Genomic DNA, 24,412 nt, shown 5'->3' with positions numbered 1-24,412 from the left:
CGCGCGATGTCGCAAGACCGGACCCCGTTGTCCAAAAGAAAGTTACAAATGGGCCTAGATGCGTCGCATTGCGCGGCGGATGTCACCAAATAGCAACAACCCGCCCCGATGCTGCATTGCGTGCGACAGCGGGAGCGTCGGCGCGTCCTTGCCGCCCTCCCCGCGCCGGCCTATTCCGGGGCAGGCAAGGGGAACGAGTAGATATGCGGATCGCGGCGATTGTGGTGGCATCGGGACTGTTGGTCACGTCGGCTGGACCGGCAACGGCGGGAGCAAAGTCGCGCAAGACCGAGCGCGCGCCGCTGTTGGTGGCGGTAACGCAGTGTCGCGCTATTGCAGAATCCGCCGCGCGGCTGAAATGCTTCGACGCATCGGTCGCTGCGCTGGACGTTGCCGAGCGCAGCCAGACGGTCGTCGTGGTCGACCAGCAACAGGTCCGCGAGACGAAACGAAACCTGTTCGGGATCAGCCTTCCGAACCTCGGCCTGTTCGGCAGCGAAGACCTGCCGCAGATCGAAACGACGCTGACGAGCGCTGCGGTCGATGGCGCGGGGCATTGGACCTTCGTCATGGCGGATGGCGCGCGCTGGACGCAGACCGACGACAATATCATCGCCCGCCGCCCGCGCGCGAACGACAAGGTGATCATCAAGCGCGCCGCGCTTGGCAGCTTCCGGTTGAGCGTCGGCGGGCAGCCCGGCGTGAAGGCCAAGCGCCAGAACTAAGGGCGCATCGGACCTGTCGCCAGCATCGGCCCCGTTACCAGCATCGGGTCGAGCTTGGCGTCGTTCCAGCGTAGCGCCCAGTGGAGGTGCGGGCCGGTGGCGCGGCCGGTCATGCCGGAGGCGCCGATCGGTTGACCCTGCCGGACATGGTCGCCGGGCCTGACGTCGATCCGCGACAGATGCAGGAACGCGCTGTTGAGGCCCATGCCGTGGTCGAGCATCAGCAGATTGCCCTCCAGCGTGAACGGGTGATCGGCGGCGAGGATGACGACGCCGTCGGCGGGCGCGGTGACGATCGTGCCGGTCGGGATCGCGACGTCGGTGCCGGAATGATAGCTGCCGGGCTCGCCCTTGTAGACGCGTTGCGATCCGAACAGCCCGGAGATGCGGCCGGTCGCTGGCCAGATGAAGGACTGTCGCCAGCCTTGCGCATCGGTCGAGCGCGCGCGGGCGGCGACGATCTGGGCGAGTTCGGGCGGGCGGAGCTTGGCGAACACGGGGTCCGGTGCAGGGAATTTGGGGAGTGTATTCAGGCGCTCGATCCGCCACGCGCGCGGCGCGATCGTGAGACTTTGCGTAACGGTGCGACCATCGGCCAAGGTTGCCGTGAGTGACGCTTGTGGCCCCGCATCACGATCGAAGCCGACGACGAAGCGGCCGTCTGGGGCCAACGTGATCGGCTTGCCGTTCAGGGTGAGCGTGCGCGTACCGGGAGGGGCGGTGCCGAGGATGAGCCCGCCCTGGCTGAGCGTGCCGGTCCAGCGGAAGGCGGACTGGGACGCGGTATTCGAGGGCGGTGCTTGCTGGGCGGCGGCACCGGATGCAGCCAGCAGGACGAGCACCGCCGCACGGATCATCGTGGGGCCATCGCTTCGCTGGCGGCGGCGGCGGTGGCGTAGGCCTCCTGGCGCGCAACGCTCCAGTAGCGCAGGTCCTCGAGCGCGATGCGGTGGCCGGTGGCGGCGCAGGCGACGTGGTCGCCGGGGCTAAGCACGCGGAAACCGTTCGCCATATAGTGCAGCCGCGCGGCGCGATCGGAGTTGGACATCAGCATGGCGGGTCTTCTCTACAGCAGGGTCGGCTGGCGCGGCGCCGGATCGGGCGCGGGCTTGGCCTTGGGGGCAGCATAGGTTTTGGCGGCGGGGCGCTCAAGGCCGGTGTCCGTCACCGCGTCCACCACGCCATCGCGGAAATGGAGGGTGAGTGTGCCCGCGTCCCGCGCCGACATGGCCGAGGCGAGCGTTTCGCCGCCGGGGCGTGCGGTGACGCGGGCATAGCCGCGGTCGAGGATCGCGTCGGGGTTGAGCGACTGGACCAGCCGCCACGTCGCATCGAGCTGCGCGCGCTTGGCTTCGAGCTTGCGTTCGAGGGTGGCGGGACGGAGGGCCGCACCCGAGCGATCGAGACTGCCGCGCGCCAGGGTCAGACGGCGCTCAAGGCCGCGGTCCAGCCGCTGGCCAAAGTCGTCTGCGCGCTGGCGCTGCGGTCCGAGCAACTGGTCGCGCTTCGGCAGCAACCGCGCCAGCGCGTCTAGCCGCTCGCGACCACGCTCGACATGGCGCCGCGCGCACCGCTCGGTCCGGTTGCGGTGGCTGTCGATCGTCAGCCGCAGGTCGGCGAGCACCGGCACCGCGATCTCGGCCGCGGCAGTCGGCGTCGGCGCGCGCAGGTCGGCGGCGAAGTCGCACAAGGTGGTGTCGGTTTCGTGCCCGACTGCGGAGATGATCGGGATCGTGCAGGCGGCGACCGCGCGAACGACGACTTCCTCGTTGAACGACCACAGATCCTCGACCGAGCCACCGCCGCGCGCGACGATGACGAGGTCGGGGCGCGGCACCGGGCCACCTGGGGCGATCGCGTCGAACCCGCGGACGGCGGCGGCGATCTCGGCGGCGGAGCCCTCGCCCTGCACCTTCACCGGCCAGACGATGACGTGCGTCGGGCAGCGATCCTCCAGGCGGTGGAGGATGTCGCGGATCACCGCGCCGGTGCCCGAAGTGACGACGCCGATCACCTTCGGCATGAACGGCAGGCGCTTCTTCCGCGTGCCGTCGAACAGCCCCTCGCCCGCGAGCTTGGCCTTCAATTTCTCGAGCAGTGCCATCAGCGCGCCCGCGCCCGCCAGCTCCATCCGTTCGATGACGATCTGGTATTTCGAGCGGCCCGGATAGGTGGTGAGCTTGCCAGTCGCGATCACCTCGATGCCGTCCTGCGGGACGAAAGCAAGGCTCGACGCATTGCCCTTCCATATGACGCCGTCGATCACCGCCTGGTCGTCCTTGAGCGACATGTAGCAATGCCCGGAGGCGACGCGCTTCCAGCCCGAGATCTCGCCACGCAGGCGGACATGGCCGAATTCGCCCTCGACCATCCGCTTCAGCTTGAACGCGAGTTCGCCGACCGACATGGCGAGTGCGTTGTCGCCGGCGGCCGGCTCGGCTACCAGCCGGCCCATGTCATTTGACACGACGTCATCGGAAAAGGGATCGGGCATGAACGTCCTGCTGCTGGGCTCGGGAGGGCGCGAACATGCGCTCGCGTGGAAACTGGTGCAATCGAGAGGTCTCGATACGCTGTATGCCGCGCCGGGCAACCCCGGGATCGCGCGGCTTGCGACGCTCGTGCCGCTCGATGCGACGGATCACGCCGCGGTCGTCGCGTTCGTGCGCGAGCAGGGCGTCGGGCTGGTCGTGATCGGGCCGGAAGCGCCGCTGGTCGACGGGCTCGCGGACTCGTTACGCGCCGCGGACATTCCGGTGTTCGGACCTTCGAAGGCGGCCGCGCAACTGGAAGGGTCGAAGGGCTTCACCAAGGACTTGTGCCTTCGCGCCGGGATCCCGACCGCGGGCTATGTCCGTGTGCAGAGCCGCGAAGAGGCTGATATCGCGCTTGCCCGTACCTTCTCGCTGCCGGTGGTGATCAAGGCGGACGGCTTGGCCGCGGGCAAGGGCGTGGTGATCGCGTTCAGCACGGCGGAAGCCGAGGCCGCGCTCGACGCGCTGTTCGCCGACGGGGAAGCCGAGGCGGTGATCGAGGAATTCCTCGAAGGCGAGGAGGCGAGCCTTTTCGTGCTGACCGACGGGGTGTCGCTGATGCCGTTCGGCTCCGCGCAGGATCACAAGCGCGTCGGCGAGGGCGATACCGGCCCGAACACCGGCGGTATGGGCGCGTACAGCCCTGCCCTTGTCCTGACGCCCGCGCTGGAGAAGCGCGCGATCGACGAGATCGTCGCGCCGACCGTGGCGGCGATGGCGGCGGAGGGCATGCCGTTCAGCGGCGTCCTGTACGCCGGGCTGATGCTGACGCCGCAGGGGCCGAAGTTGATCGAGTACAACGCGCGGTTCGGGGATCCCGAGACGCAGGTGCTCATGATGCGCTTCCAGGGCGACCTGCTCGCGACGATGCTGGCGGTGGCGGAGGGGCGGCTCGGCGAGATGCAGCCGGCGCAGTTCAGCGACGAGACCGCCCTGACGGTGGTGATGGCGGCAGAGGGGTATCCGGGGACTCCCAAGGCCGGCGGATCGATCGTCGGGCTCGATTCCGCGCGGGCTGCGGGCGGCACGGTGTTCCACGCGGGCACCCGGCTGGAAGATGGCGGGCTGGTCGCATCGGGCGGGCGCGTACTGGCAGTGACAGCAACCGGCGACGACGTCGCAACCGCGCAGGGCAACGCCTACCGCGCGGTCGAGGCGATCGATTTCGCGGAAGGCTTCTACCGCCGCGACATCGGCTGGCGCGAGATCGCGCGCGGGGCCTGAGGGTAGAACGCTGATCAGCGAGACAGCGCTCCTACCCGTCATTCCCGCGCAGGCGGGAAGCCATACTGGCGAGCCTCACCCTAAGATCGCAAGATTCCGAGTATATGGATCCCCGCCTGCGCGGGAATGACGAAGAGTTGGGTGATCGAAGAAGAGAACCGGACAGGCTCGCTATCCGTCCGCCAATTAGGTCTCGCCGCCCTTCGCTCGCATCGCTACGGTATGGGAATGAACGAAACTTCCGCGACCTCCGCCTCGGGCCTGAGCCTGTTGCCCGATGGCATCGCCACGCTGACCGCGATCCACTTCACGATCATCGCCGTGGTGGCGATCCTCGTGGTGATCGGGCTGATCTGGGGCATCCGCGCCAAGCGCAGCCGCACCAAGGCGGCGCACGACGTGATCGCCAACGCCGAGGAGGCGGGCGTTCCCCCCGAACCCGTCTCGGCGCAACCTGCGGTCGAAGCGCGCGACGCCGAGCAATCGCAGAGGCAGGCGCAGACGCAGCCGATCGCGCCCGTTCGCGTTGCCCCGCCCCCCGCGCCGCCCGAACCGGCGGCGCCCGTACGTCGCGCCCCCGAGCCGCCCCCGGTCTCGCGCGCCGACGACCTGCCGAAGACGCCCGACCGTCCGGCCGCCGCCCCTATCCCCGCCTCGCCGCCGTTGGACGCGAGCCCGGCTGCGGAACCCGTGCCGGCGGCGGTGCTGCCGGTCGAAACGCGCGCATCGGCGTCAGCGCCCGTACAGTCCTATGGCGGCGATCCGGTGACGCAGCTGAAGGGCCTCGGCCCCAAGGTCGCGGCGCGGCTGGGCGAACTCGGCGTGTCCACGATCGACCAGATGGCGGCGTTGACCGAGAGCGAGGCGCAGTCGATCGACGCCCAGCTTGGCAACTTCACCGGCCGGATGCACCGCGATCGGTGGATCGAGCAGGCGCGCCTGCTCGCCGCGGGCGACAAGGCCGGGTTCGAGGCGAAGTTCGGCAAGCTCTGATCGCGCCGCCGCACCAGGCGCGCGCACCTCAGTCGAAGCGTAGGCGGTATCCGGGCGTCGACGGCGTGCGACGCCGATAGACCGCGACCCGCTTGCGCCCCAGCGGCACCTGCGCGGCCAATCGATAGTCGCGCGCTAGCCGGGCAACCGCGGCCGCGCGGATATCGGGTCGTTCGCCGTCATAAGTCGGCCCCATGACGACAATCTCGGGCGCGCGGGTGAAGATCCGGGCAAGTTCCGCTCCCTGGTCCACGCCGATCGCGCCGGTTTCGCGTATGCGCGTCAGGTGGCTGGGGAAGACGTAGCGCGAGACCGCGCATCGCCCCGTCGCGGGATACACCATGCTCGACGACGAATAGACATAGAGGCAGCCGGGTCCGCGACCGACTGCGCCGACGAGCGTGGCGAACTGGGCGGGCGTGCCGCGGCGCTGGCGATCGATCACCAAGGACGCCTGCCCCGCCACCGCGGCGATCAGGATGAGCACGATCCCGACGACGCGCCCGCGCAGGTGGGCGAGCAGCCCCGCCGCGATGACCGACGCGGGCAGCATCACGGGCAACGTATAATGATCGGTCCACGGCGGCAGCAGCGCGAACGCCAGCAGCGCGGCAAGCAGCCATCCGGTCAGGAAGATACGCGACCCGGCGATGCGCTCGACAGGCGCCGTCGGGGATTTCGCCGTCACAAGCCCTGCCGCCGCCATCGCCAGCAGCGGGAGCAGGATCGCGGCGGCTTTGGCGAGATTGCCTAGCTCAGCCGCGATCGGATCCGCCTTTCGGGCGAAGATCGATGCGAAGTTCGCGAAGGTGAAGGCGGCCCGCGCGCCAAGATGCGCATAGACAGCAACGGCGACGATCGTCGGCAACACCGCCAGACCTGCGAGCACTGCGCCGCGACCGAGAACGGCACCGATCTTTCGTACCCCAATCTTCGGCACGGGGGTCTCTCGCGTACGCCGCCAATCGTCGAGCATCAGCCAAAGCCCGAAATACAGCCCCTCGAGCGCCACGGTGTATTTGATCTGGATCGCCAGCCCGACGAGCAGCATGGCGACTGCCCCGCGCCAGAACGTCGCGCCGCGCCGATCGACGATCAGCCATGCTGCGAGCGCCATCGCCAGATTGTAGAAGACCGGCGTCTGCCCGCCCTGCCCCCCGGCGATCGTGATCCAGACGAGATAGGCGATCCCCGCGAGCGTCCCGCCGCGAGTCCAGCCCGCGATATCGGCGAGCCGCGCGACGATCACCGCGGTGGCGGCGGCGCAGGCGAGCGCCATCGCCTGGTACAGCCAGATCCCCGCGGCAAAAGGCAGAGCGCCCGGTACCGCGTAGAGCAGGAACACGCCGATCGGCTTGCGGTCCCAGATGTCGACGAACGGCAGCGCACCGTCGATCATCGCGCGGCCCGCGGCGAAGTAGAATTCCTCGTCGGTGTACAGGATCGGATTGCCGAGCGTGATCAGCCGAGTCGCGATCGCCACCGCGACGAGGATCGCGAGACGGTACCCCATCGCTGGCGCCCGCGTAGTTGCCGATAGCTCTGCCATGCCGGTACTCAAGGTTCGATCGCGCAGACGCCGCGGCCCGCCGACGGCGTTCGGGCGCGCCAACGGGTCAGGTCTGGCTCACCAACAACTTGTCGATGCGGCGGCCGTCGAGGTCGACGATCTCGAACTTCCAGCCCTGCTCGACGAAGCTCTCGCCCTCGCCCGGCAGGTGACGGAACACCGACAGCGCGAGCCCGGCGACGGTCGCATAGTCGCGGTCCTCGGGCAGGTCGATGCCGAGGCGGTCGGCAAGCGAATCCGCCGCCATCGTCCCCGCCACCAGCAACGAGCCGTCGTCGCGCACCACGACGGAGGGAGCATCGTCCGGATCCGAGTCCGACTTGAACTCGCCGGCGATCGCCGCAAGCAGATCGGCCGGCGTGACGATGCCTTCGAAATGGCCGTATTCGTCGTGGATCAGCGCCATCGGCACTTCGGCCTCGCGCAACGCCAACAGCGCGTCCATCGCGTCGATCTGGTCGATCACGACGGGCGCTTTCCGCATCAGCGCGCGCAGGTCGATCGGCTCGCCGCGGAACAGCGCCGCGGCAATGTCGCGCGCCTGGACGACGCCCTTGACCGCATCGATCGAGCCTTCGCCGACCGGCAGGCGGGTGTGCTGCGACGCGAGCAGCGTCTCGCGGATCTCGTCGGGCCCCCAGTCGCAGTCGAGCCAGTCGATCTCGGTGCGCGGCGTCATCACTTCGCGCACCGGGCGATCCGCGAGGCGGACGACGCCCGAGATGATCGAGCGCTCATGCTCCTCGATGATCCCCGACTTCGACGCCTCGGCGACGATCATGTGAAGCTCTTCGGCGGTGACGTGCTCCTCCGATTCGCGGTTCAGGCGCAGCGCGCGAAAGATCAGCGCACTGGTCGAATCGAGCACCAGCACGATCGGCGCGGTGCCGATCGCGAGCCAGCGCATTACGGGTGCCATGAACGACGCGATCGCCTCGGGCGCACGCAACGCGAACTGTTTCGGCACGAGTTCGCCGATGATCAGCGACGCGTAGGTGGTGAGGCCGATGACGATCGCGAAGCCTGCGGTCTCGGCGGTCGAGGCGGACAGGCCCCAGGCCTGCAACCGCGCGGCGGTCGGCATGCCGAGGCTAGAGCCCGAATACGCACCTGCGAGAATGCCGATCAGCGTGATGCCGATCTGTACGGTCGAGAGGAACTTGCCTGGGTCGGCGGCGAGCACGAGCGCGGCGCGCGCGCCCTTCTTGCCCGAGCGCGCCATTGCCTCGAGCCGCGCTTTCCGCGCGGAAACGATCGCGAGTTCGCTCATCGCGAACACGCCGTTCAACGCGACGAGCGCGAGGATGATCGCGACGTCGATCCAGGGGAAGGGGGGAAGCGGTGCCATTGGCTCACGCGCTCTTTGCAGGACAACGGTCCGTCGCACAACCGTCCTTGCGCATGCTCGACATTACGCGGCGAAGATGATCTGGCTCGGTTCGGTGCGCAGGCGGAACAATCGTCGCTACACCGGGTTATCGGGCGTACCGGGCACGAAGCCGTCATTCGTCATGTCTCAGGGAGATTATCTATGAAAACCAAGATGTTCGCAGGCGCTGCACTCGCGGCACTGATCGCCACCAGCGGCTGCACCACCGATCCGGAAACGGGTCGCCAGACGATCTCCAAGACCGCATTGGGCGGTATCGGCGGCGCGCTGGGCGGCTATCTGCTCGGCGACGTGGTCGGTGGACGGCATGACCGGACCGAGAAGCTGCTCGGCGCGGGTATCGGCGGTCTCGCGGGTGCGGGCATCGGCGCGTACATGGACAAGCAGGAGCGCGATCTGCGCGCGCGCACCGCGGGCACCGACGTGCAGGTGATCCGCCAGGGCGACGATCTGGTGCTCAACATCCCGTCGGGCATCACCTTCGCGTATGACAGCGCCAACGTGCAGCCGCAGTTCCAGCGGACGCTCGACCAGGTCGCCGATACGCTGGCGCAGTACAACCAGACCTATGTCGACGTGTACGGGCATACCGATTCGACGGGCAGCGATGCGTACAACCAGACGCTGTCGGAGCGTCGTGCGCGGTCGGTCGCGGATTATCTGTCGGGTCACGGCGTGCAGGCGGCACGTATCGGTACGCGTGGCTACGGCAAGACGCAGCCGATCGCGTCGAACGATACCGATGCGGGACGGGCAGCGAACCGTCGCGTCGAGGTGAAGATCGTGCCGATCTCGCAGAACGACATGCGCCAGTAAGGGCCTCGGTTGATCCTCCTCCGCCAGGGGGAGGTGTCGCCGAAGGCGACGGAGGGGGAGGACCCGGAACAGCCGTTTCGCGTTCCTCCCCCTCCGACTGGCAAGCGCCAGCCACCTCCCCCTGGCGGGGGAGGATTATTGTTTAGAACAGCCGGCCGCCGTTCGGGACCGGTCCGGTCGGCGAGATCAGCACGACCTTCCCATCCGCATCGGGGAAGCCGAGCGTCAGGACTTCGGACATCATCGGGCCGATCTGACGCGGCGGGAAGTTGACCACCGCGGCAACCTGGCGGCCAACCAGCGTCTCCGGCGTATAATGTTCGGTGATCTGCGCGGACGAGCGCTTCACGCCGATCTCGTCGCCGAAATCGATCCGCAGCTTGAGGGCGGGTTTGCGTGCCTCGGGAAAGGGTTCGGCCTCGACGATCGTGCCGACGCGGATGTCGACCTTCTCGAAGTCCGCGAACGTGGTCACCTCAGAAATCGACATTGTCGTAGTGCGCCGGGGGTGAGATCAGCTCCATCCGTTCGGACAGCAGCGGGCGGAAGCTCGGGCGGCTCTTGAAGCCGCGATACCAGCGTGCGGTCTGGTCGTGGCCCTTCCAGTCGATCCCGCCGAGATAATCGGTGACCGAGATCTGCGCGGCCGCCGCAAGATCGGCCAGGCTCATCGTCGCGCCGCCGAGCCAGTTCCGGTGATCGAGCAGGTAATCCATGTAATCGAGGTGCCCGACCGCGGCCTTCATCGCTTCCCGGAGCCCCTTGGCATCAGGTGCGGTACGGTGGGCGAGGCGCTTGACCATGCGTTCGTGGAGCAGCGGTCCGGTGACGTCGCGATAGAAATGCGTGTCGAACCACGTGACCAGCCGGCGGATCTCGGCGCGGTTGGTCGCGGTGCCGTTGATCATCGCCGCCTTCTCGACGGTTTCCTCGAAGAATTCGCAGATCGCCATCGAATCGATCAGTGGGGCCACACCGCGCGACGCGTCGACCATCACCGGGGTCTGACCGGCGGGGTTCATGTCCATGAACTCGTCGCGGCGGTCCCAGGGCGATTCGCGCACCAGTTCGTAGCCGACCCCCTTCTCGCCCAGCAGCAGACGCACCTTTCGCGAGAAGGGACACAGGGGGAATTGATAAAGCTGCCACATGCCATCCGTTTAGGCGGTGGGGGGCGGCTGTGTCACTAGCGCGGGTTGGCGCCGATAAGATTTGGTTCACGCGGAGGCGCGGAGACGCGGAGGTGTTGCGCTCGCCGCGAGCGGAGCTCCTTCATCACGGATCGTATTAGGAGAGATGCAGAGGGACTTTAGCTCCGCGTCTCCGCGCCTCCGCGTGAAACCCTCTAACTTGCACCACCCCGGCGGGCGCCAGGGTGGTGTCAGGGCTTGAGGTTATTCGGCCGCGACCAGTTCCGCGCTGTCGTCCAGTGGGTGCGACAGGCGCGTCAGCATTTCCTTCGGCACGATCTGCCAGAAATGCGGCGCCACCCGGTCCCAATCCTCAAGCAGGCCCTTCGACCATTTGCTGTCGGTGTGGTCGGCGTGATCGCGCACCAGGTCGAGCAGCACATCCGCCCAGTGGAGTGATTTCACGCGGTCCCAGGTGATGTTCTCCGGGTTGGCACGCTTCGCGAACACGCCGTCGGGATCGTAGACGAACGCCATCCCGCCGGTCATGCCCGCGCCGAAGTTCGCGCCGACCGCGCCGAGCACCACCGCGATGCCGTTGGTCATGTACTCGCACCCGTTCGCACCGCAGCCTTCGACGACCACGACCGCACCCGAGTTGCGGACCGCGAAGCGCTCGCCCGCCTGCCCCGCCGCGAACAGCCGGCCCGATGTCGCGCCGTAGAGCACGGTGTTGCCGATGATCGTGTTGTCCTGCGACGCCAGCGGCGAACTTACCGCCGGCCGCACGATAATCGTGCCGCCCGACAGCCCCTTGCCGACGTAATCGTTCGAATCGCCGAACACTTCCAAAGTGATGCCCTTGCACAGGAATGCGCCGAGCGACTGGCCCGCCGACCCACGCAGACGGATCGTGACGTGGTTGTCCGCCAGCGTGGACATCCCGAACTTCCGCGTGATCTCGCTCGACAGCCGGGTCCCCACCGCGCGGTGCGTGTTGCGCACCGAATAGGTCAGTTGCATCTTCTCGCCGCGCGAGAACACCGCGGACGCGTCCTTGATGATCTGCGCGTCGAGGCTGTCAGGGACTTCGTTGCGGAAGGTCGACAGGCTGAACCGGCGCTGCGAATCGTCGGCATCGACCTTCGCCAGGATCGGGTTCAGGTCGAGATCGTCGAGATGCTCCGCGCCGCGGCTGACCTGCCGCAACAGTTCAGTGCGGCCGATCACGTCGTCGAGGCTCTTCACGCCGAGCCGCGCGAGGATGTCGCGGACTTCCTCGGCGATGAAGGTCATCAGGTTGATCACCTTTTCGGGCGTGCCGACGAACTTCTGGCGAAGCGCGTCATTCTGCGTGCAAATGCCGACCGGGCACGTGTTCGAATGGCACTGGCGGACCATGATGCAGCCCATCGCGACCAGCGATAGCGTGCCGATCCCGAACTCTTCCGCGCCCAGAATCGCGGCGATGACGATGTCGCGACCGGTCTTCAGCCCGCCATCGGTGCGCAACCGCACGCGACCGCGCAAGCCGTTGAGCGTCAGCACCTGGTTGACCTCCGACAGGCCCATTTCCCACGGCGTGCCGGCATATTTGATCGACGTCTGGGGCGACGCGCCGGTGCCGCCGACATGGCCAGCGATCAGGATCACGTCGGCATGCGCCTTCGCCACGCCCGCGGCCACGGTGCCGATGCCGGCCGACGAGACGAGCTTCACGCACACCCGGGCGCGCGGGTTGATCTGCTTCAGGTCGTAGATGAGCTGGGCGAGATCCTCGATCGAGTAGATGTCGTGGTGCGGGGGTGGCGAGATCAGCGTCACGCCGGGCGTCGCATGGCGCAGCTTGGCGATGAACTCGGTAACCTTGAAGCCGGGCAGCTGGCCGCCCTCGCCGGGCTTGGCGCCCTGCGCGACCTTGACCTCGATCTCCTCGCACGCGTTCAGATATTCCGCCGTGACGCCGAAGCGGCCGGACGCGACCTGCTTGATCGACGAGTTGGCGTTGTCACCGTTCGCATACGGCACGAAGCGCGACTTGTCCTCGCCGCCCTCGCCCGAGACGGCCTTGGCGCCGATCCGGTTCATCGCGATCGCCAGCGTCTCGTGCGCCTCGGGCGACAACGCGCCGAGCGACATGCCGGGCGTCACGAAGCGCTTGCGGATTTCGGTGATCGCCTCGACCTGGTCGACCGGCACTCCCTCCGCGGGGAAGTTGAACTGGAGCAGATCGCGCAGATACACCGGCGGCAGATCGGACACGCCGCGCGAGAATTGCAGATAGCTCGTATAGCTGTCGGTCGCGACCGCGGTCTGGAGCAGGTGCATCAGCTGCGCGGAATAGGCGTGCGTTTCGCCGGTGTGGCGCTGGCGATAGAAGCCACCGATCGGCAGAGTCGCCACCGCCGGATCGAACGCCGCTTCGTGGCGGTCGGTCGCGTTGACGTGCAACGACGCATAACCCTCGCCGCTGATCTTGGCAGGCATGCCGGGGAACAGGTCGTTCACCAGGCTGCGCGAGAGCCCGACCGCCTCGAAATTATAGCCGCCGCGGTAGGACGAGATGACCGCGATGCCCATCTTCGACATGATCTTGAGCAGCCCCTCCTCGACCGCGACGCGGTGGCGGCGGAGACATTCGGCGAGGTCGAGATCGCCGAACAGCCCGCGCGACTGGCGATCGACGATCGCGGCCTCGGCAAGATACGCGTTCACGGTGGTCGCCCCGACACCGATCAGCACGGCGTAGTAATGCGTGTCGAGGCACTCGGCCGAGCGGACGTTGATCGACGCATAGGAGCGCAGGCCGCGGCGGACGAGGTGCGTGTGGACGGCCGCCACCGCGAGCACGCCGGCGATGCCGACGCGGTCCTCGGAGATGGCTTCGTCAGTGAGGAAGATCTCGCTCTTGCCCTGACGCACCGCCTGTTCGGCCTCGTTGCGGATCCGCTGGATCGCCGCACGCAGCTTCTCCGGCCCGCCGCCGACGTCGAACGTGCAGTCGATCTCGGCGACCGCGTTACCGAAATGCGCCTTCAGCCGCGACCAATGCTCGCCCGTCAGCACGGGGGAATCGAGTACCAACACACGTTCGCGCTGGTCACGCACGTCGAGGATGTTGGCGAGATTGCCGAACCGCGTCTTGAGCGACATCACGTGGCGCTCGCGCAACGGATCGATCGGCGGGTTGGTGACCTGCGAGAAGTTCTGGCGAAAGAACTGGCTGATCAACCGTGGCTTGTCCGAGATGACCGCGAGCGGCGTGTCGTCGCCCATCGAGCCGATCGCTTCCTTCGCGGATTCGACCATCGGCGACAGGATCAACTCCATGTCCTCCATCGTCTGGCCCGCCGCGACCTGGCGACGGGCTAGTTCGGCGCGGTCGTAGCGCACCACGGCGTCCTCGACCGAGGGCAGGTCGGCGAGCGTGTGGAACTCACCGATCATCGCGGCGTAATCCGCCTCACCCGAGATGCGATCCTTCACTTCGCGATCCTGGAGCAGGCGACCTTCGTCGAGGTCGACCGCGATCATCTCGCCCGGCCCAAGGCGGCCCTTTGCGACGATCGTCGATTCGGGAACGACGACCATGCCGCTCTCCGACCCGACGATCAGCAGGCCGTCCGAGGTCAGCGTATAGCGGAGCGGACGCAGCGCGTTGCGGTCCATGCCGGCGACCGCCCAGCGGCCATCGGTCATCGCCAGCGCGGCAGGGCCGTCCCACGGCTCCATGACGGACGCGAGATACTGATACATCGCGGTATGCTCGGGCGGCATGTCCGGGCTGGCGGCTTCGGGCACGAGCATCAGCTTGGCGGTCGGCGCATCGCGGCCCGAGCGACAGATCGCCTCGAACACCGCGTCCAATGCAGCGGTGTCGGATGCGCCGGCGGGGATCACCGGCTTGATGTCCTCCGAATTGTCGCCGAACGCGAGGCTCGCCATGCGGATCTCGTGGGAGAGCATCCAGTTCTTGTTGCCGCGGATCGTGTTGATCTCGCCGTTGTGCGCGAGGCAGCGGAACGGCTGCGCCAGCCACCATTGCGGGAAGGTGTTGGTCGAATAGCGCTGATGGAAGATCGCGACACGGCTCTCGAAGCGCTGGTCGCACAGGTCCGGATAGAAGACCGAGAGCGATTCGGCGAGGAACAGCCCCTTGTAGATGATCGAGCGGCACGACAGCGAACAGATGTAGAAGCCCTGGATCTGCGCCGCGATCACGCGCTTCTCGATCCGGCGACGGACGAGGTACAGCGTCTTCTCGAACTCGGTGGCGTCCTGCTCCTCGGGCAAGGGCCCGGCGATCATGATCTGCTCGATCTCGGGGCGCGTCGCCTGCGCCTTCTGGCCGATTACCGACACGTCGACGGGCACCTGCCGCCAGCCATAGATGGTGTAGCCCGCCTCGATGATCGCGCTCTCGACGATCGTCCGGCAATCCTCCTGCGCGCCGAGATCGGTGCGTGGCAGGAAGATCATGCCGACCGCGAGACGGTTCGGGCGCACCTTGTGGCCTGACGCGGCGACCGCGTCGTCGAAGAAGCGCAGCGGCAGGTCGATGTGCAGGCCTGCGCCGTCACCGGTCTTGCCGTCCGCATCGACCGCACCGCGGTGCCAAACGGCCTTCAAGGCATCGACCGCAGACTGCACGACACGCCGCGACGCGCGGCCGTCGGTGGCGGCGACGAGGCCCACGCCGCACGCGTCGCCCTCGAATTCCGGGCGGTACATGCCGTGCTCGGCGAGACGGGCGCGTTGATCGGTGATGAAATCGGTCATCGTCACTTCTTCTTCTCTTCGGGCGTGGCAGCCTGCTTGGCGAACTCGGCGACATCGGCCTGCATGTGCGCCATCGAGGATTGCATCATCGACCGCTGCCAGGCGGCGACGTCTGGGTCGGCCATGATCGTCAGCGATTGCTGCATGTACGCACGGCCGCTCGGCGTCGCGAAGAACGCCTTGATGTCGCGGCATTGAGCGACATCGAAGCGGCGCGCATAGGCGCGCGCCATCGCCTCGACCATGCTCGGCAATCCGTCGCGCATTAGCGTCATCGTGCGCGCCTGCTGCCGTTCCAGAAAGGTGGCAAACCGCGTCTGCATCTCCGGATGGTCCGCCATCGCACTGCTGAACATCGGGCTCTGCGCCATGCCCTGCTGCAGATTGCCGAGCATCGGGGCGATCATGCTTTCGATCATCCGTTCACGCGATTCGGGCGGCATCAGCACGTTAATCAGCTCGCGCGCCGCCGCGAGGCGGGCCGGATCGGGGGCCGTGACGGCGACAGGCGATGCCTGCGCATGCGACGCCGACGGCAACATTGCGCCCGCCAGCAACGCCGCGCTGAGAAACCCGTGGCTCATGCCGCGACCTTCGCGTTGGCCGCCTTCGTCTTCAGCCATTTGTGCATCGTCGCCGCGACATCACGACCGTCGCGGATCGCCCATACGACGAGGCTCGCGCCGCGGACGATGTCGCCGGCCGCGAACACGCCGTCGAGCGACGTCATCAGCGTCTTGCCGTCGACCAGCACGGTGCCCCAGCGGCTCACGCCGAGTTCCGGCGTTGCGAACAGCGTCGGCAGGTCCTCGGCGTCGAAGCCAAGCGCCTTGATGACGAGATCGGCGTTCACCGAATAGTCGCCGGCGGGATCGGGTTCGGGCGCACGGCGGCCGCTTGCATCGGGAGCGCCGAGACGCATCTTTCGGACCTTGACGCTCGACACCACGTCGCCGCCATCGAAGCTCTGCGGGCCGGAGAGCCAGACGAACTCGACGCCTTCTTCCTCGGCGTTGGCGACTTCGCGCTGCGAGCCGGGCATGTTGGCGCGGTCGCGGCGGTAGAGGCATTTCACCGACTTGGCGCCCTGGCGGATCGCGGTGCGGACGCAGTCCATCGCGGTGTCGCCGCCGCCGATCACGACGACGTCCTTGCCGTCGGCGTTGAGGCTGCCGTCGTCGAACGCCGGGACCGCGTCGCCGAAGCCCTTGCGGTTCGAGGCGACGAGGAAGTCGAGCGCGGCGACCACGCCGTTCGATCCGCCACCCGGCAGGTCCATCGCACGCGCCTTGTAGACGCCGGTCGCGATCAGGATCGCGTCGTGGCGCTGGCGGAGATCGTCGAGGCTCGCATCGTCGCCGACCGCGAAGCCTTCGTGGAAGACGATGCCGGCAGCCTTGAGGCGCTCGACGCGGCGCATGACGATCGGCTTTTCGAGCTTGAAGCCTGGGATGCCATAGGTGAGCAACCCGCCCGCCCGGTCGTAGCGATCATAGACGTGGACGTCGTAGCCGTGGCCGCGCAGATATTCCGCCGCGGTGAGCCCTGCCGGTCCCGCACCGATCACGCCGACCGACTGGCCGCGCGATTTGCCGGGGACCAGCGGTTCGACCCAGCCATTCTCCCAGGCGGTATCGGTGATGAACTTCTCGACCGAGCCGATCGTGACCGCGCCGTGCCCGGTGAATTCGATCACGCAATTGCCTTCGCACAGCCGGTCCTGCGGGCAGATCCGGCCGCAGATCTCGGGCATGGTCGAGGTCGCGTTGCTCAACTCGTACGCCTCGCGAAGCCGCCCCTCCGCGGTCAGCCGGAGCCAGTCAGGGATATGGTTGTGCAGCGGGCAGTGGACCGAACAATACGGCACGCCACACTGCGAACAGCGTCCGGCCTGCTCTTCAGCGGGCTCGACCGCATAGCGCTGCGCGATCTCGCGGAAATCGTCGGCCCGCTCGTCGGCGGTCCGCTTGTCGGGATAGGATTGCTCCCGGCCGACAAATTTGAGCATCGAATCGTTCGCCATGATAGCCTCCGACAGCCGCGTTATTGCGCGATTGGAGGCTTGTCACGACTAAATCGGCATATAAGGTAGCAATACTGCCGTATTAACGCGGACTTGAAGCTCCGTTTCGCGAGAGCCATTCTCAAGAAAGCTTATTAAGCCCGATTCGGTCTTACTTGCTGAGCAGCCAGATCAGCGCGGCCGACCCGGCGACGACGCGGTACAATGCGAACGGCACGAACCCGTGCTTGGTAACGATCCCGACGAACCACTTCACCACCAGCAACGCGACGACGAACGACACCGCCGCGCCGATCGCGATCGCGCCCAGCCCGACGCCCCCGCCGCTCGCGATCGCGTCACGATTCTTCAACAGTTCGAGCGCACTCGCGCCTAGCATCGTCGGGATCGCGAGGAAGAAGCTGAACTCCGCGGCGGTGCGCCGCTCGACGCCCAATGCCAGCGCGCCGAGGATGGTCGCGCCCGACCGGCTGACGCCCGGGATCATCGCCAAGCACTGGAGAAAGCCGATGCCGATCACCGTCTTCAGAGGGATATCCGCGACGCCGCTGATGTCGCTGCGCGGTGCGAACCGCTCCACCGCGAGGATCGCGAAGCCGCCGACGATGAGGGCGATCGCAACGACCTCTGCATTCCCGAGCAGCGCCTCGATATACTTATGCAGCGCGAGGCCGATCACCGCCGCCGGGATGAACGCGACCACCAGGTTGCGCAGGAACAGCCATGATTTCGGCTCGCGGCGGATCAGCCCCATGCCGACCGCCCAGAACGTCCGCCAGTACAGCACGACGATCGCGAGGATCGCGCCGAGCTGGATGACAACGTTGAACACCTCCCAGCGCCCCGCATCATAGCCGAGCAACCGCGTCGCGAGGATCAGGTGTCCGGTCGACGAGACGGGCAGGAATTCGGTGATCCCCTCGACGATGCCGAGCAGGATGACGGTGAGAAGTTCGGTCAAGCAGGCGCTCCGGCGTCGCGGGTTTCAGAAAGAGGCGCGGGTTTCAGGGCACGCTTAGCACGTGCAGCATTAGTCTGCGTGAACTTCCGCACGCGTTTCGGCGCGGCGACCGAACCGTCCAGCCTTGCGAAAGCGCACCAGCCAGCCCGGCGCGACCGTCGACAGTGGCGTCGCCTCGATCCCGAACGCGGCGAGGCCATCGGTGCCGGTGACGATATTGTCGCTCTGCAGCATCGTCCACTGGTCCTTGGTGATCGGCGCACCCGGCAGGAAGCCGCCCTTGGCGATCAGCGCGCCGGCAAAGTCCGGTAGCTCGACGATCGAGGGATTGCGGCCGATCGTCTTGGCGATCCAGCGGATCAAATTGCCCATCGTGATGATGTCGGGGCCGCCGAGTTCCAGCGTCTGGCCGCCGAACGTCTCGGGATCGGACGCCGCTGCCACCACCGCGTCGGCCACGTTGCCGACGAACACCGGCTGGAACTTCGCCCCGGCGCGTAGCACGGGAACGACCGGCGCCTTCGCGATCATCCCGGCGAAGCGGTTCACGAACTGGTCTTCCTGGCCGAACACGATCGACGGTCGCAGGATCGTCGCGGTCGGGAACGCCTCGAGCACGGCGGCCTCGCCCTGCCCCTTCGACTTGCCGTACGCCGACGCGGACTCCGGATCCGCGCCGATCGCCGAGACGTGCACGAGCGCGCCCACGCCGGCCTTCGCCGCAGCCTGTGCCACCGTCTGTGCGCCGAGAGCCTGGACGCGCTGGAAATCGCCCGCGAGCACGCCGACCAGGTTCACCACCACGTCCGAGCCGTGAACCGCATGCGCGATCGTCTCGGGCTTGGTGACGTCGGCACCGACGAACTGCGTCTGGCCGAGCCCGCCGAGCGGTTTCAGGAAGAACGCCTGCCGCGGATCGCGCTGTGCGATGCGGACGCGTGCGCCCGTCGCCAGCAGCGCCTGTGCGACATAGCGGCCGACGAAACCGCCGCCCCCGATCAACGTCACCAGTTTGTCGTTCATCGCGCGTCCGTCCACTTTGTTTTGCCTGCCAATCACGAATAACCCCTTGCCCCAGCAAGAGGCGTGTTGACAAGCATTGCGACCCTCCACTAGAGGCGCCCTCCTACCCCGTGCCCGGATGGCGGAATTGGTAGACGCACCAGCTTCAGGTGCTGGCGATCGCAAGGTCGTGGAGGTTCGAGTCCTCTTCCGGGCACCACACTACACAGGAAGCGCGTTCGGGCGAGGCGGATCTCAACATCCGCTCGCGACGCGCTTGACTTGTAGGATAATGTTGCTCAGATGTTCTCACCGCAATGACAAGCGGGGGATGGCATGGTCCAGACATCGGGCAGCGGCGAGCGGAACGCGTTTTCACGGTGGCTGCGAACGGGTAAGGTGCCATCGGCGCTGGGTCCTGACGGTCTCGAACTCAAATTCAATCCATGGCATGATCCGGCGGACGGCCGGTTTACCTTTGCAGGCGCGGGACGCCGTGAGGGATCGAGCGAGGCCCATACCACTAGCGCCAGGAACGATCGCGCTCCAAGCGTCGGGAATCGTGATACGTCGCGGACCTCGACACCGCCGAAAGCGGAAGTGCCGCGTGCCCCACCGTTCGCGGGCGACGACCGAAAGTCGGTAGAGCGCAGGTCGGCCAAGGCGCAATCCACGCGCATTCCGGGACTGCGGCCCGATGATCAGCCGAACCCCGTCGCCGAATTCGTCGGTGGCGTCGGCCAGGGACTGTACGACGTCGGGGAAGAAACGGCGGCGGGGGTCCGTGCTGCGCTGACGACAAATCCGGTCACCACCGTTCGGGACGCCGGCCGCGGGATAGCGGGGATGATCGATACGGCGATCGCTGCCGAGGATACGCCAGCTCGCGTACAGATTTCGCGTGCGGCAGACGCGGTCGCCAATGCCTCGGCGCGGGATATCGGTCGAGCAACGGGATCGGTCGCCGGGAACATAGCGCTGGCGGTCGCGCCTGGGGCGGCGCTCTCCAAGGTTTCGGCGCTGCGTAGCCTACGTATTGCGAGGCCACGCACAACTTATGATCCGCCGCAGATCGGCTGGGTGAAGGAAACTCTCAAACCCGACGAACCTTGGACAGCGTATAATGATTCGGCGACTGGCGCGCGCCCTGGGCAGGCGCCGACGCTAATGCGAACAATGCCGGACGGCTCGAAGCGACCGGTCAAGTTCGATGGCATACAAGGCGAATACGTTATCGATCGAAAGTGGGGCGTAAGGGATGCGCCGCATGCACGAGCCCAGCTATTACGACAATCGCAGGTGTTGGCGCAGCATCGGCTCATTGGAACATGGGAGGTTCCTACCCCTGTCCAGAAAGCCAAAGCAGTAAAGCTGCTGAAGAAGATGAAGGTCACCAACATCAAAGTCAGGGTGGTCAAGCCATGATCGCCATACCGGTCGCCCGCATCATCGCTCGCTTTGTAGTTTTTGCCGATTTGACAGGCGAAGACCTGCTGGATCCCGATGTCTCTGTCGAGATGATGGAAGTTCTGGGTGCCCAGCTTGAAGCTTTGGAAAAAGGGTTTCTTCGCGAACTGGTCGACGCCTTCGCGGTCATCGCTGCCGAATATAGTGGTGAAGCGCAGGAGGTGGTGCGCAATATCGCGCATAGCTTCTATCTCGAAGAAGCGCTTGCCGCCGACGATCCGGTGAGACTGGCCGAGTTGGAGGCGTTGCGCGACGCGAGAGATTGAAACCGGGCATGCCCGCGCACGAGCGACGTGAGGGTCACGAATCGCGGTATCGAAACCGTCCCGTCAGCGGATGATTTCTCCAACGGCCTGATTACCTAGCCATAGGCCTTTGTAGGGTACCATTGGAGGAACCCAGGGAAATGCCGAGTTTCCCGCGATCCTCCAGACGCCTTTTGCTGGCGTGGGATCCGCCGGTCGGTACTGCGATATCGACGGCCGCCGCGCCACGACCAGGCACCCGGTCGATACTTCGACAGCATGAACCGCCTGGGCACCGATCGGGGCAGTTCGGATTCGCCCATCGAGCGCGGCCCCAAACACCTACTCCAGACCGGAGCCGGCGCGGCGCCCTGTATTCGCGGCCAGTCGTGGCGTTTGCGCGTCGTCATTCTATCGACATGTGAGGTCGGTATCCGGCACGGTTCGAGCGTTTCACGCGTTCGCGATCGGAGAGCGATGTGCTGCCACCCTTACGAACAATGACCATCGCGACCAGCGGTGATGTGTCCGCCCGGCTCGACCGGCTGCCGGCCACGCGGACGGTATGGACGATCGTCGCGCTGCTCGGCCTGGCGTTCTTCTTCGAACTCTACGACATGCTGCTGTCGGGCTATATCGCACCCGGCCTGGTGAGCAGCGGCCTCTTCACTACGACGACCGCGGGTCTTTTCGGCACCCAGGGCATCGCGTCGTTCATCGCGGCGCTGTTCGCCGGACTGACGGTCGGTACGATGATCGCGGGCGCGTTCAACGATCGCTTCGGGCGACGTGCGGTCTTCACCTGGGCGTTGCTGGGCTATTCGGCCGCATCGGTGGCGATGGCGTTCCAGTCGAGCGCGATGGCGATCAACGCGCTGCGGTTCTGCGCAGGGATCGGGCTCGGCGTTGAGATGATCACGATCGACACCTTCATCTGCGAGCTCGTTCCCGGGCATGTCCGAGGCCGGGCGATCGCGCTCAGCCAGACGATCGGCTTCGTCGCGGTCCCGGTCGTCGCGCTGCTGTCCTGGATACTGGTCCCGCTGGCGCCGTTCGGACTGGAGGGCTGGCGCTGGGTCGTGCTGATCGGCGCGAGCAGCGCGGTCGCGGTGTGGTATATCCGCCGGCGCCTGCCCGAGAGCCCGCGCTGGCTGGTACAGCAAGGGCGGCTGGTCGAAGCCGAGGCGATCGTCGCCGCGCTCGAACGGCGCATCGAACAGGAGAGCGGCACATCGCTGCCTCCGCCCTCCGCCGAGCGCCCGGTGGTGCGGGACGGACGGTTCGGCGAGATGTTTCGTGCGCCCTATCGCCGCCGGACGATCATGATGATCGTCTTCAACGTCTTCCAGACGATCGGCTATTTCGGGTTCACCAACTGGGTTCCGACCTTGCTGATCGAGCACGGCATCCCGGTCACCAAGAGCATGGCGTATACCGCGATCATCGCGCTCGCCGCCCCGGTCGGGCCGATGCTCGGCCTCGCGATCGGCGATCGGTTCGAACGCAAGTGGATCATCGTTGCCGGCGCGGCGACGGTCGTCTCGGCGGGCGGGCTGTTCGCCGCCTCCGCCAGCCCGGCGCTGCTGATCCTGCTCGGTATCGTGCTGACTGTGGCCGGCAACACGATCTCGTTCGCGTATCACGCCTACCAGGCCGAGATCTTTCCGACGCGGATCCGCGCCAAGGCGATCGGCTTCGTCTATGCGTTCAGCCGGATCTCGGCGATGCTCAACGCGTTCCTGATCGCCTTCGTCCTGCGACAGGGCGGCGTCGCGGGTGTGTTCGGCTTCATCGCCGCCGCGTACATCGTCGTGATCGGGGCGATCGGCGTGTTCGGACCCGCCACGGCCAATCGCGCCCTGGAAGACATTGCCGCCTGAAAACGTCTCGGCTCGCCTTTCGCCGGCGCATCGTATTTTGTGGAGGATTGCATGATCGCCCCCGTATTCGCCCCAGTATTTGCCCCGACGCTCGCGTCGGTTGTTTCGACAGGCGGGAGTTCGTCAGGACAACCACGCTCGCACGTCTGGCCGGGCGACATCATCGGCCGGGCAGAAAGCCTCGCTGCGCTCCAGTCGCTTGAGATCCTGCTGCTCACGCGCGACAGTGCGACGCTGGTGCTTGACGACTGGTGTGCCGACCACCACCTCGCCGCACCGGGCAGCAAGATCGTCGCCGACCGCGACCCGACGATCACGAAGACGCCGACCGCAGAGCAACGCCGCCGCCTGGGCGTCAGCGACGACGAGCCGATCCGCTATCGGCGGGTGCGGCTGCGGTGTGGGGCGCATGTCCTGTCGGAAGCGGACAACTGGTACGTCCCGTCGCGACTGACCCCGCAGATGAATGCCGCGCTCGACGGCAGCGACACGCCGTTCGGTCGGGTGGTGCAACCGCTCCATTTCCGTCGCCAGACGGTGTCGGCGCGGCTGTTGTGGTCGCCGCTGCCGACCGGCTGGGATGCCGGTGTGCCGATCCCGCGCGAGGCGCCGGCGTTGGACATTCCCCCGCATGTCATCGAGAACCGCGCGCTACTGGTTACCGCCGCGGGAACGCCGATCAGCGAAGTGGTCGAAACCTACACGCGCGAGGTGCTCGCGTTCGCGCCGCCCGCCCGCCAGGATTGACCACCGAGACACGCTGACCTGAACGCGGTGCGCGCGATCACCCCACCGGCGCGCCCTGGATGCGCGCTCTGGCGGACATGAACGGTCCGACCGGCCGTCGCTCGGGCGCCTCCAGATCGCGCCAATATTGCCGGAAACGGAAGTGCATCGGGCTAAACATCATGCCCTCAAGCGCTACGATAGGCCAAGCGGCGCAACGCCAGGCTGATCTAAAGCAATCAAAATGGACTTATCTCGCCGTGCGACGACTTCCCATTTAGACTATCTTAGATTAAACGGCCCAATTACGTCCCATGTGGTTGAATACGTTGTCGAAGCTCGTTACGGGGGCAATAGACAATGGAGTGTAGCATGGCCGAAGATACCACCGACCTGAATGCTGTAGAGCTCGCGACCGAACTGACGATCGCGTGGCTGGGCAACCCGAACACGCGCAGCTCGGCCGAAGACGTTCCGGCTTTTCTGGGAAAGATGCACGAGACCGTCTCTACGCTGCTTGGTGGTACGACCGATACGACTCCGGTCGAAACCGCGACCGAATACACGCCGGCAGTAACCGCGCGCAAATCGCTCGCGTCGAAGGATCACATCATCTCGATGATCGACGGCAAGTCTTACAAGACGCTGCGTCGCCATCTTGCCACCCACGGCATGACGCCCGCCGAATATCGCGAGCGCTACGGCCTGAAGCCCGATTATCCGATGGTCGCCGAGAATTATTCGGAGAGCCGTCGCGCGATGGCGAAGAAGATCGGTCTCGGTCGCAAGCCCGGCGCCCGCAAGCCCGAAGCCGCGCCCGCCGCCCCGCGCAAGCGCAAATCGGAAACCGTCAGCGCCGAGTAACCGCGACGATCATCAGCGCTGGCATATAGCGTCGACCGACATGAAAAAGGCCCGGCATCACGCGATGCCGGGCCTTTTTCATG

General features: G+C 66.6%; 21 protein-coding genes and 1 tRNA gene. 10 read left to right on the top strand and 12 right to left on the bottom strand.

Annotated features, from left to right (window positions below):
- Positions 1 to 203 precede the first annotated feature (203 nt).
- Positions 204 to 725, top strand: a complete 522-nt coding sequence (locus ASF09_RS11175; RefSeq protein ID WP_060526244.1) for a hypothetical protein — start codon at positions 204 to 206, stop codon at positions 723 to 725.
- On the opposite strand, the gene ASF09_RS11170 is transcribed toward ASF09_RS11175, so the two are convergent.
- The 3 genes from ASF09_RS11170 to xseA are packed head-to-tail and all read right to left on the bottom strand — an operon-like array spanning position 722 to position 3,219.
- A complete protein-coding gene (locus tag ASF09_RS11170; RefSeq protein WP_060526243.1) occupies positions 722 to 1,582 on the bottom strand; it encodes a M23 family metallopeptidase in 861 nt (286 codons plus the stop codon). The two genes, ASF09_RS11175 and ASF09_RS11170, sit on opposite strands and share 4 nt — an antisense overlap.
- Positions 1,579 to 1,779 carry a DUF2093 domain-containing protein gene (locus ASF09_RS11165; protein WP_055881745.1) on the bottom strand — a complete coding sequence of 67 codons (201 nt, stop codon included), beginning with the start codon at positions 1,777 to 1,779 and terminating at the stop codon, positions 1,579 to 1,581. The genes ASF09_RS11170 and ASF09_RS11165 overlap by 4 nt, the downstream gene beginning before the upstream one ends.
- A gap of 12 nt (positions 1,780 to 1,791) precedes the next feature.
- Positions 1,792 to 3,219 carry an exodeoxyribonuclease VII large subunit gene (xseA, locus tag ASF09_RS11160; protein WP_082444235.1) on the bottom strand — a complete coding sequence of 476 codons (1,428 nt, stop codon included), beginning with the start codon at positions 3,217 to 3,219 and terminating at the stop codon, positions 1,792 to 1,794.
- Between xseA and purD the strand changes: the two genes are divergently transcribed.
- Complete coding sequence (gene purD / locus ASF09_RS11155; RefSeq protein WP_060526241.1) at positions 3,218 to 4,483, top strand: phosphoribosylamine--glycine ligase; 1,266 nt, start codon at positions 3,218 to 3,220, stop codon at positions 4,481 to 4,483. The genes xseA and purD overlap by 2 nt on opposite strands.
- 228 nt (positions 4,484 to 4,711) lie before the next feature.
- Entirely contained in the window at positions 4,712 to 5,476 is a 765-nt protein-coding gene (locus ASF09_RS11150) for a hypothetical protein (protein ID WP_060526240.1), read from the top strand.
- 28 nt (positions 5,477 to 5,504) lie between these two features.
- Here the strand turns inward: ASF09_RS11150 and ASF09_RS11145 are convergent, their stop codons facing one another.
- Positions 5,505 to 6,989 carry a hypothetical protein gene (locus tag ASF09_RS11145; RefSeq protein WP_060526239.1) on the bottom strand — a complete coding sequence of 495 codons (1,485 nt, stop codon included), beginning with the start codon at positions 6,987 to 6,989 and terminating at the stop codon, positions 5,505 to 5,507.
- 103 nt (positions 6,990 to 7,092) lie between these two features.
- The gene (locus ASF09_RS11140; protein WP_060526238.1) at positions 7,093 to 8,394 is read right to left on the bottom strand and encodes a hemolysin family protein; all 1,302 of its coding nucleotides are present in this window, start codon (positions 8,392 to 8,394) and stop codon (positions 7,093 to 7,095) included.
- A 183-nt stretch (positions 8,395 to 8,577) separates the two neighbouring features.
- On the opposite strand from ASF09_RS11140, the gene ASF09_RS11135 reads away from it, so the two are divergent.
- Complete coding sequence (locus tag ASF09_RS11135; protein ID WP_060526237.1) at positions 8,578 to 9,252, top strand: OmpA family protein; 675 nt, start codon at positions 8,578 to 8,580, stop codon at positions 9,250 to 9,252.
- Positions 9,253 to 9,394: 142 nt separating this feature from the next.
- On the opposite strand, the gene ASF09_RS11130 is transcribed toward ASF09_RS11135, so the two are convergent.
- The 7 genes from ASF09_RS11130 to ASF09_RS11100 form a co-directional block, all read right to left on the bottom strand.
- Positions 9,395 to 9,742, bottom strand: coding sequence for a tRNA-binding protein (locus tag ASF09_RS11130; RefSeq protein WP_060526236.1), 348 nt, complete (start codon positions 9,740 to 9,742; stop codon positions 9,395 to 9,397).
- On the bottom strand, positions 9,729 to 10,403 hold the full coding sequence (locus ASF09_RS11125; protein WP_056054264.1) for a glutathione S-transferase family protein: 675 nt from the start codon (positions 10,401 to 10,403) through the stop codon (positions 9,729 to 9,731). The genes ASF09_RS11130 and ASF09_RS11125 overlap by 14 nt, the downstream gene beginning before the upstream one ends.
- Positions 10,404 to 10,646: 243 nt before the next feature.
- Positions 10,647 to 15,161 (bottom strand): glutamate synthase large subunit, encoded by a 4,515-nt coding sequence (gene gltB / locus ASF09_RS11120; protein ID WP_060526235.1) that lies wholly within the window; start codon positions 15,159 to 15,161, stop codon positions 10,647 to 10,649.
- A 2-nt stretch (positions 15,162 to 15,163) separates the two neighbouring features.
- Positions 15,164 to 15,784: a DUF2059 domain-containing protein gene (locus ASF09_RS11115; RefSeq protein ID WP_060526234.1), complete on the bottom strand. Its 621-nt coding sequence runs from the start codon at positions 15,782 to 15,784 to the stop codon at positions 15,164 to 15,166.
- Positions 15,742 to 17,184 carry an NAD(P)-dependent oxidoreductase gene (locus tag ASF09_RS11110; protein ID WP_060526233.1) on the bottom strand — a complete coding sequence of 481 codons (1,443 nt, stop codon included), beginning with the start codon at positions 17,182 to 17,184 and terminating at the stop codon, positions 15,742 to 15,744. Before ASF09_RS11110 ends, ASF09_RS11115 begins: the two co-directional genes overlap by 43 nt.
- A gap of 151 nt (positions 17,185 to 17,335) precedes the next feature.
- Positions 17,336 to 18,145 (bottom strand): undecaprenyl-diphosphate phosphatase, encoded by an 810-nt coding sequence (locus ASF09_RS11105; RefSeq protein WP_056054252.1) that lies wholly within the window; start codon positions 18,143 to 18,145, stop codon positions 17,336 to 17,338.
- Positions 18,146 to 18,214: 69 nt separating this feature from the next.
- Complete coding sequence (locus ASF09_RS11100) at positions 18,215 to 19,168, bottom strand: complex I NDUFA9 subunit family protein (protein WP_060526232.1); 954 nt, start codon at positions 19,166 to 19,168, stop codon at positions 18,215 to 18,217.
- Positions 19,169 to 19,280: 112 nt separating this feature from the next.
- Here ASF09_RS11100 and ASF09_RS11095 point away from each other — a divergent pair.
- The 6 genes from ASF09_RS11095 (at position 19,281) to ASF09_RS11070 (ending at position 24,329) form a co-directional block, all read left to right on the top strand.
- Positions 19,281 to 19,367, top strand: a tRNA-Leu gene (locus ASF09_RS11095).
- A gap of 116 nt (positions 19,368 to 19,483) precedes the next feature.
- Positions 19,484 to 20,572, top strand: a complete 1,089-nt coding sequence (locus ASF09_RS11090; RefSeq protein ID WP_156359318.1) for a hypothetical protein — start codon at positions 19,484 to 19,486, stop codon at positions 20,570 to 20,572.
- The gene (locus ASF09_RS11085; RefSeq protein WP_060526230.1) at positions 20,569 to 20,880 is read left to right on the top strand and encodes a hypothetical protein; all 312 of its coding nucleotides are present in this window, start codon (positions 20,569 to 20,571) and stop codon (positions 20,878 to 20,880) included. Before ASF09_RS11090 ends, ASF09_RS11085 begins: the two co-directional genes overlap by 4 nt.
- Positions 20,881 to 21,359: 479 nt before the next feature.
- A complete protein-coding gene (locus ASF09_RS11080; RefSeq protein WP_060526229.1) occupies positions 21,360 to 22,739 on the top strand; it encodes an MFS transporter in 1,380 nt (459 codons plus the stop codon).
- Positions 22,740 to 22,790: 51 nt separating this feature from the next.
- A complete protein-coding gene (locus tag ASF09_RS11075) occupies positions 22,791 to 23,486 on the top strand; it encodes a hypothetical protein (RefSeq protein ID WP_060526228.1) in 696 nt (231 codons plus the stop codon).
- A gap of 351 nt (positions 23,487 to 23,837) precedes the next feature.
- A complete protein-coding gene (locus tag ASF09_RS11070; protein ID WP_060526227.1) occupies positions 23,838 to 24,329 on the top strand; it encodes a MucR family transcriptional regulator in 492 nt (163 codons plus the stop codon).
- Positions 24,330 to 24,412: the final 83 nt, after the last annotated feature.

Source organism: Sphingomonas sp. Leaf242, from assembly GCF_001422045.1.
Taxonomy (GTDB): Bacteria; Pseudomonadota; Alphaproteobacteria; order Sphingomonadales; family Sphingomonadaceae; genus Sphingomonas.
The sequence above is the reverse complement of the archived record's forward strand: the minus strand, read 5'-3'. Positions and strand labels throughout refer to the sequence as shown.

Coding starts and splice junctions, on each gene's coding strand:
- ASF09_RS11175 (WP_060526244.1), top strand. CDS start 204: ATGCGGATCGCGGCGATTGTGGTGGCATCGGGACTGTTGGTCACGTCG.
- ASF09_RS11170 (WP_060526243.1), bottom strand. CDS start 1,582: ATGATCCGTGCGGCGGTGCTCGTCCTGCTGGCTGCATCCGGTGCCGCC.
- ASF09_RS11165 (WP_055881745.1), bottom strand. CDS start 1,779: ATGCTGATGTCCAACTCCGATCGCGCCGCGCGGCTGCACTATATGGCG.
- purD (WP_060526241.1), top strand. CDS start 3,218: ATGAACGTCCTGCTGCTGGGCTCGGGAGGGCGCGAACATGCGCTCGCG.
- xseA (WP_082444235.1), bottom strand. CDS start 3,219: ATGCCCGATCCCTTTTCCGATGACGTCGTGTCAAATGACATGGGCCGG.
- ASF09_RS11150 (WP_060526240.1), top strand. CDS start 4,712: ATGAACGAAACTTCCGCGACCTCCGCCTCGGGCCTGAGCCTGTTGCCC.
- ASF09_RS11145 (WP_060526239.1), bottom strand. CDS start 6,989: ATGGGGTACCGTCTCGCGATCCTCGTCGCGGTGGCGATCGCGACTCGG.
- ASF09_RS11140 (WP_060526238.1), bottom strand. CDS start 8,394: ATGGCACCGCTTCCCCCCTTCCCCTGGATCGACGTCGCGATCATCCTC.
- ASF09_RS11135 (WP_060526237.1), top strand. CDS start 8,578: ATGAAAACCAAGATGTTCGCAGGCGCTGCACTCGCGGCACTGATCGCC.
- ASF09_RS11130 (WP_060526236.1), bottom strand. CDS start 9,742: ATGTCGATTTCTGAGGTGACCACGTTCGCGGACTTCGAGAAGGTCGAC.
- ASF09_RS11125 (WP_056054264.1), bottom strand. CDS start 10,403: ATGTGGCAGCTTTATCAATTCCCCCTGTGTCCCTTCTCGCGAAAGGTG.
- gltB (WP_060526235.1), bottom strand. CDS start 15,161: ATGACCGATTTCATCACCGATCAACGCGCCCGTCTCGCCGAGCACGGC.
- ASF09_RS11115 (WP_060526234.1), bottom strand. CDS start 15,784: ATGGCTGAAGACGAAGGCGGCCAACGCGAAGGTCGCGGCATGAGCCAC.
- ASF09_RS11110 (WP_060526233.1), bottom strand. CDS start 17,184: ATGGCGAACGATTCGATGCTCAAATTTGTCGGCCGGGAGCAATCCTAT.
- ASF09_RS11100 (WP_060526232.1), bottom strand. CDS start 19,168: ATGAACGACAAACTGGTGACGTTGATCGGGGGCGGCGGTTTCGTCGGC.
- ASF09_RS11090 (WP_156359318.1), top strand. CDS start 19,484: ATGGTCCAGACATCGGGCAGCGGCGAGCGGAACGCGTTTTCACGGTGG.
- ASF09_RS11085 (WP_060526230.1), top strand. CDS start 20,569: ATGATCGCCATACCGGTCGCCCGCATCATCGCTCGCTTTGTAGTTTTT.
- ASF09_RS11080 (WP_060526229.1), top strand. CDS start 21,360: ATGACCATCGCGACCAGCGGTGATGTGTCCGCCCGGCTCGACCGGCTG.
- ASF09_RS11075 (WP_060526228.1), top strand. CDS start 22,791: ATGATCGCCCCCGTATTCGCCCCAGTATTTGCCCCGACGCTCGCGTCG.
- ASF09_RS11070 (WP_060526227.1), top strand. CDS start 23,838: ATGGCCGAAGATACCACCGACCTGAATGCTGTAGAGCTCGCGACCGAA.